General features: G+C 62.6%; 14 protein-coding genes and 1 tRNA gene. 11 read left to right on the forward strand and 4 right to left on the reverse strand.

Features of this window, described 5'->3' with window-relative positions; all coding sequences use genetic code 11:
* Window positions 1-55: 55 nt before the first annotated feature.
* Window positions 56-697, reverse strand: coding sequence for a TetR/AcrR family transcriptional regulator (locus CH306_RS17465; RefSeq protein WP_373453980.1), 642 nt, complete (start codon window positions 695-697; stop codon window positions 56-58).
* Window positions 698-1,077: 380 nt separating this feature from the next.
* Here CH306_RS17465 and CH306_RS17470 point away from each other — a divergent pair, with 380 nt between their 5' ends.
* Complete coding sequence (locus CH306_RS17470; protein WP_256981197.1) at window positions 1,078-2,439, forward strand: hypothetical protein; 1,362 nt, start codon at window positions 1,078-1,080, stop codon at window positions 2,437-2,439.
* Between the two features lie 75 nt (window positions 2,440-2,514).
* Window positions 2,515-3,894: a dipeptidase gene (locus tag CH306_RS17475; protein ID WP_094647413.1), complete on the forward strand. Its 1,380-nt coding sequence runs from the start codon at window positions 2,515-2,517 to the stop codon at window positions 3,892-3,894.
* Here CH306_RS17475 and bcp read toward each other — a convergent pair.
* Window positions 3,883-4,356: a thioredoxin-dependent thiol peroxidase gene (gene bcp, locus CH306_RS17480; RefSeq protein ID WP_032375973.1), complete on the reverse strand. Its 474-nt coding sequence runs from the start codon at window positions 4,354-4,356 to the stop codon at window positions 3,883-3,885. The two genes, CH306_RS17475 and bcp, sit on opposite strands and share 12 nt — an antisense overlap.
* Before the next feature lie 77 nt (window positions 4,357-4,433).
* On the opposite strand from bcp, the gene CH306_RS17485 reads away from it, so the two are divergent.
* On the forward strand, window positions 4,434-4,655 hold the full coding sequence (locus CH306_RS17485; RefSeq protein WP_032375974.1) for a DUF3618 domain-containing protein: 222 nt from the start codon (window positions 4,434-4,436) through the stop codon (window positions 4,653-4,655).
* Between the two features lie 92 nt (window positions 4,656-4,747).
* Window positions 4,748-4,821 (forward strand) — tRNA-Lys (locus tag CH306_RS17490).
* Between the two features lie 331 nt (window positions 4,822-5,152).
* Here CH306_RS17490 and CH306_RS17495 read toward each other — a convergent pair.
* Complete coding sequence (locus tag CH306_RS17495; RefSeq protein WP_179281802.1) at window positions 5,153-6,283, reverse strand: tyrosine-type recombinase/integrase; 1,131 nt, start codon at window positions 6,281-6,283, stop codon at window positions 5,153-5,155.
* Window positions 6,284-6,344: 61 nt separating this feature from the next.
* Window positions 6,345-6,977 carry a helix-turn-helix domain-containing protein gene (locus CH306_RS17500; RefSeq protein WP_094631369.1) on the reverse strand — a complete coding sequence of 211 codons (633 nt, stop codon included), beginning with the start codon at window positions 6,975-6,977 and terminating at the stop codon, window positions 6,345-6,347.
* A gap of 139 nt (window positions 6,978-7,116) precedes the next feature.
* Here CH306_RS17500 and CH306_RS17505 point away from each other — a divergent pair, with 139 nt between their 5' ends.
* From CH306_RS17505 to CH306_RS17535, 7 genes are all read left to right on the forward strand, one after another.
* Entirely contained in the window at window positions 7,117-7,314 is a 198-nt protein-coding gene (locus CH306_RS17505) for an excisionase family DNA-binding protein (RefSeq protein WP_032368532.1), read from the forward strand.
* Between the two features lie 1,170 nt (window positions 7,315-8,484).
* On the forward strand, window positions 8,485-9,273 hold the full coding sequence (locus CH306_RS17510; protein ID WP_094631368.1) for a ParA family protein: 789 nt from the start codon (window positions 8,485-8,487) through the stop codon (window positions 9,271-9,273).
* A complete protein-coding gene (locus CH306_RS17515; RefSeq protein ID WP_094631367.1) occupies window positions 9,273-9,623 on the forward strand; it encodes a hypothetical protein in 351 nt (116 codons plus the stop codon). Before CH306_RS17510 ends, CH306_RS17515 begins: the two co-directional genes overlap by 1 nt.
* Entirely contained in the window at window positions 9,620-10,495 is an 876-nt protein-coding gene (locus CH306_RS17520) for a DUF2637 domain-containing protein (protein WP_094631366.1), read from the forward strand. The genes CH306_RS17515 and CH306_RS17520 overlap by 4 nt, the downstream gene beginning before the upstream one ends.
* Window positions 10,496-10,935: 440 nt before the next feature.
* On the forward strand, window positions 10,936-11,502 hold the full coding sequence (locus CH306_RS17525; RefSeq protein ID WP_176459272.1) for a hypothetical protein: 567 nt from the start codon (window positions 10,936-10,938) through the stop codon (window positions 11,500-11,502).
* Between the two features lie 175 nt (window positions 11,503-11,677).
* The gene (locus CH306_RS17530) at window positions 11,678-11,983 is read left to right on the forward strand and encodes a hypothetical protein (protein ID WP_094631364.1); all 306 of its coding nucleotides are present in this window, start codon (window positions 11,678-11,680) and stop codon (window positions 11,981-11,983) included.
* Window positions 11,984-12,091: 108 nt separating this feature from the next.
* Window positions 12,092-12,628 (forward strand): DnaB-like helicase N-terminal domain-containing protein, encoded by a 537-nt coding sequence (locus CH306_RS17535; RefSeq protein ID WP_094631363.1) that lies wholly within the window; start codon window positions 12,092-12,094, stop codon window positions 12,626-12,628.
* Window positions 12,629-12,676 lie beyond the last annotated feature (48 nt).

The raw sequence follows: 12,676 nt of genomic DNA on the forward strand, positions 1-12,676 counted from the left end.
GCCCGTCCGATCCAGGTGATCGGGCGGGCCTTTCGTCTGTGCGGGCTCGGGTTGCTCAGGCTTGGTCGGTGTCGCTCGCCGAGCCGCCGGAGCGCCTGCTCTCCTTCTCGGCGACGAGCAGGTACGCCATCATGATGCGTTTGAGCTCTGCGACGGCGTCCTCGTGGCTCTGGCCGTCCTGCACGGAGAAGTTGAGCATCGAGTAGACGATGTGCACCAGCACCTGAGCCATGAGGTTGCGGCGATGCCGAGGCGTGCGCGGAGTGAGCGGTCCGAGCATGCGCGAGACCTGCTCGGCGAACTCCCGCTCGTGGATCACCCCGGTTGCGCGGGTCGACGGTGTCGACTGCATGGCGAGCCACACTTCGCGGCGCGACGGATCGGTCATCCACATGCCGGCCATGTGGTCGACGAAGTTGTTGAGGAAGCGCACCCAGTCCAGGGACGGCACCTCGCCGTCGAACTCGGCCAGCTCCTGTTGCACCCCGACGAGGTCCTGGCGGTTGAGCTCGCAGACGATGACGTACTTGTTGGCGAAGAACTGGTACAGCGTGCCGATCGGGAGTTCGGCGCGCGACGCGACTTCCTCGCAGGTGAACGACTCGAAACCGACGTCACTGAGCAACTCGCGTGAGGCTTGCAGCAGCGCGTCGAACTTGCGCTGGCTGCGTTCCTGGGTAGGACGCCGTCGCGGCATGAGCTCCTGAGTCTGTGCCGTCGACTCGAGCGCGGCGTCGAGACGGCGCGAGGACTGGGCACGAGCAGAGGATTCCACCCGGTCAGGCTATCCGGCGCGGGTGCTCGATATCCACAACGGTCCGCGAGGTCACGCCCGCAGGCTGCGCATCTGGCTCGAACAAGCGGGTTCCAGCCTAGGGTTTCGAAGAATCCTGGGGTCGATTACAAACGCCGGATCCTCATACTGTGACAAACTCCAAGACCGATCTGGGCCAATTTAACCGTCAACAGGTATGGTTTAGGTAACAGAATCAAATTCCGTGCAGGGTGATCGTCGTTCGGAACCGCTGAACGACGTTCATGGTCGGGTGCCTCCACCCTGAGCACAGGGAGACTGCCATGGCAATTATTGGTATAGCGATCGAATCTGGCTCGATGCAGACAGTGCTGTTGGAGCCGACCTCGGGCGAGGTTCTCGCCGACCGGACGACCCCGCTCGATCCCGACGCCGCCTCGGTTCTCACCGCCGCGATCGAGACGATGCGCAGCGAGGCGGCGACGCTCGACGATGACGTGGACGCAGTGGGAGTGGTGTATCGAACCGAGGAGGAGCGCGCGGAGTTCGCGGATGCCCTCGGCGACGAACCCGCAGTGCTGTCGTCGGTGACCGAGTCGTTCCTCGGCTGGCTGGCAACCTCGGAAGAATTCGCCGACGCGAAGACCGTCCTTCTGTACTACATGGGCGACACTGGCGTCTCCATTTCTCTCGCCGACGCCGCCGACGCCTCGATCACGCCGGCGAAGACTGCTGCGCTGGACTCGATGTCGCCCGAGCGCATCGGCAGCACCATCCCCCTGGCGTGGGAAGTGGTCGATCAATCCGGCAAGAAGCCCGAGTTCGTTGCGTTGTTCGGCGACCGGTCCAGTAGTCGAGACCTGGTCGACATCCTGTCCCTCGGACTCGGCGTTCCCGTGGTGCGCGTGGGTGATGCGGACCAGGTCGCAGCGCGGGGAGCTGCGCTGCTGGCGCATCAGGAGGAGCCGACAGCAGTGGCCGCACCGCCGGTGGCGACCGAGGAGTCGGAGCAGGTCGAGGCCGTCGAGACCGAGGTCGTGGAAGCGGACGAGATCGACGCTCGGATCGCCGTCTTCGAGGCCGCGGAGTCCGATCCAGAGGTAGCGGCGGACGCGGATGTCGACAGGGTGGTAGCGCCGCTTCCGGTGCCTGCCGTGCGGTCGGTCGTCGGGGCCGAGCCGGTCCGGTCGGCAGGCTCCGGGCGCAAGCTCGTGTTCGCCGCAGTGCTGCTGGCCGGGGTGCTCTCCGCAGGTGTCGCGGTCGCTGCGACGTTGCCGGATGAATCCGAGACGACTGCCGAACAGAGCGTCGATCGACGCGACGCCGGTACGGATCTGGTGGGAGCGACTCGGCAGGCGGACCCCACCACGTCCGACCCGGTTGCGGTCGTCGTTCCACCGGCACCGGATATTGCGCCCCCGACCGAGGCGATTCCCCCGACAGTGGACCCGTGGGCGGTTGTCGAGCCCGCACCGACCACTGAGCCTTGGGTGACACAGGATCCGCCACGTCAGGCCGTGGCGGCTCCGCAGCCGGCAACGACCACGGTGGCCCCTCCGCAATTCACCGTTCCCGTTCCCATTCCGGAGCCGGGTAAGTCGCCCGAACAGCTCGAACAGGAAGCGTGGGATCGGCACTGGCAGCAAACCGGTGAGTGGATTCATCAGGAGCTCTCCGGCGGCTGACGGTGAACGGTTTCGTATGACGAGTGATGACAGACTGGCTACGGCCCGTCTGTCATTTTCTCGTTTGGAGGATTCATGCCCGCCGATTCGCGACCCGTCGACGTTCGATCTGCAATCGCATCGCAGATGCCCCGAGCGAAATCGGAGCTGGCAGAGTTGGTCCGGTTCGCCTCGGTGCACGATCCTCGGCAGTTTCCGGTCGAGGAATGCACCGGTGCGGCGCAGTGGGTGCAACGGGCATTCGTCGACGCGGGAATTCCCGACGTCCAACTGATCGAGACGGTCGACGGCTCACTGGCGGTCGTCGGTTCGCGGCCGGCTCGCGCGGGAGCGCCGACCGTTCTGCTGTACTCGCACTACGACGTTCAACCTCCGGGTGACCGAACACTGTGGAACAGTGAACCTTTCGAGCTGACCGAACGGGACGGCCGTTGGTACGGGCGGGGTTCGGCGGACTGCAAGGGCAACGTGATCATGCATCTGCTGGCGCTACGGGCACTGGGGGAGTCACTCGACGTCGGCGTGCGCATCATCTGCGAGGGTTCGGAAGAGATGGGCACGGGCGGGTTGGAAGCGCTCGTGGAGCAGCGACCCGAACTGTTCGTCGCAGACATGGTCGTCATCGGCGATACCGGGAACACGAAGGTGGGATCGCCGACGGTGACGACCACGCTTCGCGGTATCGCGAATGTAGTAGTGCACGTGGAAACGCTTGCAGGAGAAGTGCATTCCGGAATGTACGGCGGTCCCGCCCCGGATGCCCTCGCAGCGTTGGTGCAGGTGCTCTCCACGTTGCGGAACGAGCAGGGAGACACCGTGGTCGACGGTCTGGACGGAACGCAGACCTGGGACGGGGTCCAGTACGACGCCGAGCAGTTCCGTGCCGATGCCGGGGTGCTCGACGGCGTCGGGCTGGCCGGCTCGGGCTCGGTCGCGGAGGCGGTGTGGGCGCGGCCCGCTCTGACGATTCTGGGGATCGACTGTCCACCGGTGGTGGGGTCTGCTGCTGCGATCTCGCCTCGTGCGTCGGCACGGCTCAATCTGCGGGTACCGCCTGGAACGGATCCGCAGCGGGCTCAGGATGCCCTGGTGGCTCATCTGGAGGCGCGGGTGCCGTGGAATGCGCGCGTCACCGTCGAGCGTGAAGCGATCGGATCGCCGTTTCGAGCCGGGACCGACGGGCCGGGATATGCGGCGCTGTCCGAGGCGTTGGAGGAGGCATTCGGGCATCCCATGGGGACGGCCGGCCAAGGTGGGTCGATTCCGCTGTGCAACGCGCTGGCTCAGGTGTTGCCGGACGCCGAGATCGTGCTGATGGGCGTCGAGGAACCTCGGTGTCGGATCCACGCTCCCAACGAGAGCGTGGATCCGTCGGAAATCGAGAAGATGGCCGTCGCCGAGGCGTTGTTCCTGCAGCGACTGGCCGGGTCCGGCAGTGAGGACTCAGACAGCTAGATCGCGGCGAAGCTTGGCGACGTGGCCGGTGGCCCGGACGTTGTACTGCGCCACCTCGATCTTGCCTGCCTCGTCGACGAGGAACGTGGAGCGAATGACGCCCTCGTAGACCTTGCCGTAGTTCTTCTTCTCCCCGAATGCGCCCCACGCCTGCAACGTCGTCTTCTCCTCGTCGGAGAGCAGGGGGAACGTCAGCTCTTCCTTGTCGCGGAACTTGGCGAGCTTGGCTGGCTTGTCGGGGGAGATGCCGATGACTTCCAGGCCTTCTCCGTTGAGCTCGGCAAGGCTGTCCCGGAAGTCGCAGGCCTGCTTGGTGCAGCCGGGGGTGCTCGCGGCGGGGTAGAAGTACACGATCACCTTCTTGCCTGCATAGTCGGCGAGAGAGACGTCGTTGCCGTCGGCATCGGGCAGGGTGAACGCCGGAGCGGTGTCGCCCGGCTCGAGCTTGCTGTATTCGGTCACCGCACGAGAGTATCGAAATGTCGTCGTGCTCTAGGCTCGACTGCGACAGAGACTATTTGCAACAAGTTGGAGGACACGTGGCCAAGGACACCGACCGGATCGAGCGCGAGATCGAGGCCGCTCGCAATCAGCTCGCCAGCACGCTGGACGAGCTGAGCGTCCGTGCCAGCCCCAAGAACATCGTCGCCAATACCAAGCAGTCCGTGGTGGCCAAGCTCAACGAGCCGGCAGTGAAGTTCACTCTCCTCGGAGTCGGCGCAGTGGTGGCAGTTCTCGTGGTTCGCCGGATCTTCAACTGAGTCAGCAGGCGCTCCGACCAGCCGATTTCACATCTGGCGGTATCTGCTGTTAATGTTTCTCCCGCACCGCAGAGAACACGCGGTGCGGATCGGCGCCATTAGCTCAGTTGGTTAGAGCAGCTGACTCTTAATCAGCGGGTCCGGGGTTCGAATCCCTGATGGCGCACACTAAAACACCCCGTCACCAGCGTAAAGCTGGAGGCGGGGTGTTTTGCTTCTGCGGGGTTTTGCACCAACTCATCACTTACTCATCACTTTGAGGGCAAAGTGATGAGTTGCTCGCTCCGTTGCTGCTAGGAGCTCCGCGCGACCCCATGGAGGTCGTCTTCGCGCCTGCGGTCCGTTTATGGTCTCGAAAGTTCAAGGACAGATCGGTTCCAGGTTGCGGCGAGCGCGATCGGTCCCGCCTGCCGAGATCCGGCCAGAATTGCCGATGATGGGGCCAGGGCCAACTGTCCACGCGACCGGCTCAGCCGGACCTTGATGCCTGGGGAGGCCTAAGTCTTGGGCGCAAACTTGTTCAGCGCATCGCTCATGTCTGGGGCCAAGGTCACTCGCTGGATGTAGTGCGCTTCGGTGACCCTTGCGTTGGCGTGTCCCAGCTGAGCCTGAGCTGCTTCGACCCCGTAAGTCTCCTTCACCAAAGTGGCCACGGTCTTTCTGAGCGTGTGAGGAGTTACCCAGCCGAAGTCGTCGCCGCGTGCAGCTCGCCATGATCTCCGAACGTTCGCCGGCGACACCCAATTGCCGGTGCCCGTCACGAACAGCGCGTTCTCCGGGTTGTGAAACGTTGGCATAGCGCGCCTACGTCGGAGTGCTGTGACTGCGAACGGCGGGAGCACCACGGTAAGCGGAGGTGCATCACCCTTCCGGAAGTTCTGACGGAAGAGGCGTTCGCCTACCGCTCGCGGAACAACAAGAGTTGCGCTGAATGTGACGGTCGGGATCGGCGAGTCCAGATCGACTTGGTCCCACTTCAAAGCCAAGAGCTCACCGATGCGCGCACCTGTGGCAATCAGGAGCATAAGAATGTCCTCGAGATCGGCACCGGGTCGTTGTCCGAGCTTCGGCCGTACGACCCCATATTCGTCGATGGTCTGGTGGCGAGAGTAGTTCCGCACGCGTTCGCGCAATTCGTCGAGCTCGTCGGAAGTCAGCGCGCGGACTGCGGACTTCTTTGGGGTCGGTCTCGGCGTATCGCGAACTGGATTGTGGCTGAGGAAGTCGAACCGTACGGCGATACCGAGCATGCCGGACATCACGATCCGCGACATCCGAGCGCCACTCATGGTCCTCTCTCCGATCGAATTGATCAGAGAGTCAACCTTCCCTGCCGTCATTTCACGGATGAGGATCTCGCCTACAGCTGCCGCACAGTAGGCGTTCCATGCTTGCCTGTAGCCCGTTATTGTCTGCGGCGAAACAGTTTTCGTCTTCTGAGCTATCCAATAGGTGAACAGCTCCGACATCGTGGACGTCTTGCTCAGTTCAGCACGCTGAGAAGGATGTGGCGGTTCGCGGTTGACAATTTTTTCCTGCAGTTTGCGTCGCGCTTCGGCTGCGGTTTTTCCACGAGCTTCGACCAGCCGTCGCTTGCCGTCCTGATCTCGGATGCGAACGCGCGCCACGCTGACGCCACCCGACGTCGTGGTCGAGATTCGACCCCACTCGCCAAGTCTGAAGGGGTCCCTAGCCATCTAGTTCGTCTCCGACCGCCATTCCCAGTTCGGTCATCTTGTGAAAGAGGTCCTCCGACCGCCTGCGCGCATCCTCGTAGGCCATTTGCATGGTTTCGATGTGCTCTGCCGATTCGCTCTTCGACAAACCGTTGCGCAGTTGAACTCGCGCGCGCCGCATCGTCTGTAGCGACTGGAGCCATTCGCGTGTGATGCCGACACGGTCGTTTCGAGGGTCGAACTGCTCACGTACCCACACCCCGGCCGACTCTTCGGTGTCGGCCTCGGTCCAGTCTGGCGACGGCTTCATGAGACCTGCTTCGCCGCTGAACCATCTAAGAGCCTCGTGCGATTCTTGCTCCAGCCCAGGAAGGATCTCGACTGGGCCCTTGGGTAGGTCTGGGTACAGAAGTTGGGCCGGCGATACGCCGAGTGCTGCTGCCAAGACAAGTAATTCAGCAACATCGATGCTCTTCTTGCGCCCTGTCTCCAGATCGGCGACTACCGACCGTGAGATCCCGAATCCGATATCGACTGTGCGATCCGAGAGCTTCGCCGCTGACAGAGCCGAGTGTTCCTTACCTCGGAGTCGTCGAACTTCGCCGGCGACGCGGGCCACTAGCTGTTCGGCCCAAGACTGTGTCATAAGAACGCAGTCTAGCTGATTTTTCGCAAGTGTTGTGGCAGCGCTACTGAATTGCTACTTTGTGGTGGAACCACATGGATGGGACTCGGTCGAGTGCGCGATTGTGGCTTCGTCACACAGAATGCGGAAAGGAAACACCATGTCTCGACGGTTGTATTCGGTCCAGGAAGCGATGGCTCGGACGGGTCTCGGACGTTCCAACCTGTTCAACAAGCTTGCGGCCGGTGAGATTCGCAGCGTCAAGGTCGGTAAGCGCCGACTGATTCCCGACACGGCCATTGACGAGTACATCGTCGGACTGGAGGAGGCGGCACGCGTCAGCTCGGGCGTTGCCTGACATGCCTCTCACTGCAGACCTGTACGAACTAGAGACGCCCCCGGCGAGTTCCGGTGTTACGAGCACCGGTGCCGAGGGCGTCCTCGAAATCCCCACCATGCAGGAAGGAGCTTCGTCCTCGGATACTAATCGGTCCTGACGCGCCTCACAAGGCGTTTTGCCGCGCTCATGCCCTCACTCTGCTTCGGGATGTTGTCGACGCAGAGCGGGGATGAGTGGAGGCCGGATTTACCCATGTCTAGGTGAATCCATCTGCGTACACACTGTTTTCGCGGTTGTCTATGTAACGCCGTACCCCTGCGTGGGTCCGGCGTGCAGTTGAAGTCCGCCCGCAGTCGCTGTCGCAGCGTCGTTTTCTGGCAGAGCCCGACGAACAACCAGCCTGCCGCCGGCCTGTGCACCCTTTGTAAATCCTCGGAGACCGGCCTCGAGGCACCACCAGCTCGACTGATCATCGAACGGGTGGCGATACCGATTAGCCGCGCGTCCACTGAGACGCGGGGCTATCGGGCGTGGAGCGGACAACGTGGGTGCGGAAATTGGCTCAGGGGCCATGGGGGGTCCGGAGGGAATGAACGAAGTCCCTTGTCTGTCATACGTCACCACTATGGAGGTATCAGTTGAGTTCTCGACCCATCTGCAAGGCTGACATCACCAAGTTGTCCGGCATGACGAACCGTCATTCAGACGTCGATTTTTCAATCCTTGCCGCGCCCTTGCTTGTATCCGTTGTGGACGCAAAATCTTCGAAGATGCAACCAGGGCAACACACTTGGTTCCTTGGACACGAGCGCAGCAGCCCGCCGGCGCAGGCCGCTCCCGATAGCGGTACGGCGGCGTTGCCCGCCAGTCCCATACCTGAATTACCCGCAAAGAGTGCCTCAGATGACTCGCTGGCGACGGGCGTCATACGTCCTGCGGTGGTTACACCTCCCATGCACACAAGGGATGTCACTCACACCCGGGATGTATTGGTAGTAAACGCTTCTCATGCCACTATGGCATGTCTTTCGCCTTTGGGGCGTGACTCGCGAATCGAGCCCCTTACTTGCAATACATCCAGCACTTCTACGGGGCCCGACACATCCCTCGGTTCGAAGGCGTGCATGACATTCCAGTCCCGCTATACCCCCAGTTCGTCCCATTCATCTATGGAAAGTGAGACCCACCATGCCCGCTGACATCTTTGCGTTCTGCAACCAGAAGGGCGGAGTGGGCAAGACCACCACCGTCTTTCACCTCGCCTACGCCGTTGCCCAAGCGGGGAAGCGAGCACTCGTTATCGACGTGGATCCGCAAGGCAACGCCAGCACAGTCCTGACCAGGACTGGGCTAGAGAGCGACGATGTCGGTGTTGCCGACGTACTCGCCGAGTCGTCGAACGCGACCATCGCCGATGCTGTCGTCCCCACCATCTGGCCTGGCGTAGACCTGGTACCCACGTCGCCGGGAAACGAGTCCCTGGCCTATGTCCGCGATCAATTGGTCGTCGCCGGTGCCGGCCGAGAACGGCGGCTTCGCGACGCAATCGACGTCGTACGAGGCGTGTATGACGTGATCCTCATCGATTGCCCACCTAGCCTCGATCTGCTGACTATCAACGCCCTTGTTGCAGCGCGCGCCGCCGTCGTCGTGACTCAGTCCGCGCTGTTCTCAGCCAATGGACTCGCGCGATTGCTGCGCACCATTGATGCAGTCAAGCGCAGCTACAACACGGACCTCGCCATGCTCGGTGCGATCGTCAACCTCCACGAGATCGCGACGATCAGCGGCCGAGAACAATTGATCGAGATCGCCTCAAGCATCAACGTTCTCGGCGATGCCGTTCCCAAGCGGGTTGTCATCAAAGACTCGATGGAGGCCCAGACCAGCCTGGTCGACTGGGGGACAACACAATCTCGCAGCCTGTCGACGATCTATCGGGACACTCTTGCGCTGCTCACGAAGGGACACCTGTGATGGCCCGGCCCGAACGTATGAAGAGCGCACTCGCCGGATCGAGCCCGGTCGATCCGCCGGAGAACTCGCGGCAGCCCCACGACAGTGTTTCGTCGGCCGAGACCGGTGCGCAACCGTCACCGGACACCGCAAAACAGAAGCGTTCGTACTACCTCTACCAGTCCACCGTCGACGATCTTCTCAACGCAGCCGAAGCACTGTCCGCAACGCCGGGCGCGCCGCGGGGCCCGTCGGATCTCGTCAATGCGGCAATCGAAGACTACTTGGAGTTGTTGCGCAACAAATTCAACGACGGTGCGCCGTTCCCGCAACGAACGGGTCCGCTCGCACGAGGACCGAGAATCCGATGAGCCGATCACACTCCGCGGCAACCCCGTTGACAACGAAGCCGTCAGACGTCGTTGCGCTCCATCCAGCGATCTTGCAGTGGGCCCTCGCAACGGCCGTTGCGCTGACAGTTGGCATTGCCGGGGCGTCCTTCTGGCTCAGTTTCGCTGTGTTGCGTGATCTCGCGGTGATGGCTGGGATAGGTCCCGGCGAGGCGTGGGTGATTCCAGTCGTGTTGGACGGCGCAATTGTCTCGACAACAGTGACAGCCATTGCGCTGTCGAATCACCCGGACGACCGCACGATCAAGGGCCGTCGCTTCGTCGTCACGATCTTGCGTGTCGCCGCATCGGCGTCGATTGCGGGTAACTCGTACCACGCAGTGTTGAGTGCGACCTTGCTTCCAGCCGTAGTCTCGGCGGGTATTGCCACCATTGCACCTATTGCGCTCCTTGCGATGACCGAAGTACTGGCCGTCATACTTCGTGCGCCCCGCGGAGCCGTCAGAGTGGAATTCGCTCCAAGTGCTGCCACAGAGGAGCCGGACTGGACAGACACCGAGTTCAGCCAAGAAGGCCCCAGCCCGGGCCGGGATGACTCAGAGGGCGAAGACGGCACGCGGGGAGAACACGTCGAGACGGCGGACTCGCTTCGACTGCAAGTCGACGACCTCACACCGGAAGTTGCGCAAACAGCACGGCTCCGACACGCCCACCGCGAATGGTCGTGGGCACGAATCGGTAGAGAAACGGACGGCTCCGTTGCATCGACCGCGATGCGCCGATATCGGAAGTGGGAAGAAGTCACCGCAGGGATCGTCGATCGCCACCAGGACGGACAATCCGAGTTTGATGACAAGCCAGCCAGCGAGCGTGACCGGATGTCCGCAAGATAGAAGTGCTACCGCGACATCGAGCCTGGTTGCTTTCCGTCGCTCCCGCGCAATCACCCCAGGCTGTTGATGGCTATGAGGTGGTTGCGCCCGGATGGCTCAGTCTGCGTCGAGGCACGCGCTGCCCTGAGACCACCTCCGGCGGTCTCCGGATTGAGCTCCGCTGCGCTCCGCACAGCAGAAAGAACAATTTCCTTCGCACATCTGGCTCCGGTCGAGCATGCAACACCCTGACCCGTCTTACCCAACCCTGACTCCGCGTTGCTCCGGCCCGATGGGCTCCGAAACTTTTCAAAGCGCCTGCGGCTGAAAACTTTCCGAATCAGGGCCAGGACGCCGGTCCAGTGCGCCGCCTTCTCTCCTTCGAGCCACATGACGGCGAAAGAAATTGGCAGAGCGAAAGGGCCGGGGGAGCCGGTCACGCAATAGAAAGAGAGCCCGACATGCCGCAGAACGCATCCAGCACAGGACGACGGACCACCGCCGCACACAACGCCCGGACCACCGGAATTGTCACCCACACCACCGTCCTGGTCTCCGGGCCCCAACAGGCCACTATCACCGCTACCTCCGCGGCAACCGACGAAGCGCAGATGATCGTCGCACTGGGTCACGTCATGATGACCTTCCGCAGCGCCGAAACAGTATCGGCAGTCATCACCGGATTTGCTACCGTCCGGGCCGCACTCGCCGGAGCCGACGGACAAGCCCCCCACCCCGCCCAGCCGGGCGCAGAATTCGGTGCCGCTGCGATCTCCGTCCTATGGCTCGACAGCCCCGAACACACCGCTGTCCCACACCACCGCTACAGCACCGAACAACGCCGCACCATCCACTGGGTAGACCTGCACATGGGACCAGTGACCTGGCGCATCACCGACCGCATCGGGTACGACACTCTGATGGCCGAACTCCGCCGCGTGCACCGTGCTGCTGTCGGAGTATTTCTCGACGGCGGCCGCTACCGCCGCGACCCCGCCAAGCTCCTCGATGTCTTCGACGACGTCTGATACCACACGTTCGGCCCCAAACCCGGGGCCGAACGTCATTTATCCACAGGCTGACTCGACACGACAGTTATCCACACCCTCTCCTGATCTGTCCCCGCAGCGAACGCTTTGTTACGGACCTCGTGTGACGCTCGATTAGAAGCAGCTGGCCGGCACGAGCGACAAGGAACCAACGATGATCACCTGGACAGTCACCACACACCCTGAGGACAACCCAGAAATTCTGACCGCAACCGGGGCAGAACCCAATCTCCAGGTTGCGAAACGCGCCGCCGCCGATGCCGTCCGTATCGCCCTCCTCGACGCGCGCGAGCACGCATCGTCCGACAACGGCAGCCCGCCGTCCTACCTCGTCACCCTCGACGGAACCTGTGCACTCATCGTCGGACTCGGAAGCTGCAGGCCCGAGAACTACAACGCCGTCCTCGACAGCCTCGAGCAGTTCGACGGCACCGCACCGCCAAACCTTCTCTACATCTGATCCACACACCGGAATGACGACGAATGCGGCATACCCAAGCAAAGCCCCACCGGAATGTCGAATCCAGTTCTTCCGCAACGGACCCGCGAATAGAAACGAGGCGAACAGATGACCCCGTTGAGAGCAGTCGAACCCACCGACGACGACGATCACGCTGATCTGACGGACCATCCGGAGACGGCACCGGAAGCACTGGTCATCTGCGCGCTGATGTGGTTGCAGGACACCGACGAGGCCGTCCGCATTGCAGCGTCACTGCAGGCCAACGATTTCCACGATCCCGTCTATCGCGAGCTGTACGGCATCGTGCAGGAGCTCATCATCGACAACCTCCCACACGACCCCGCGAGTGTTCTGGGCGTCCTCGTCCGGTCGGGTGCCAGCGGACACCGCGGTGCCCGGCTGCGTCGAACACTGACCGACGTCACCGCAGCGAACGCATGCGGTGCGTCGGCGACCGACTACGCCGGCATGGTCCTGTCAGAAAGCTACCGACGTAGCTTCTTCGACGCAGGGATCAGAATTCAGCAGCTCGCCGAGGAAGCGCCGGAAGAATTCCTGTTCGACCAGCTCGTCAAAATCGGAAGGGCGCAACGTGAAGCGACGAACCGCCTGAACGCCTTCCGCAGCGGCAGCACACTATGACCGCGCGGAAAGAGACAGAGTCGGGCGACGAGCGGCGTCGAGCTGCCC

Origin of the sequence: Rhodococcus sp. 15-725-2-2b (assembly GCF_002259075.1) — a bacterium.
GTDB lineage: Bacteria > Actinomycetota > Actinomycetes > Mycobacteriales > Mycobacteriaceae > Rhodococcoides.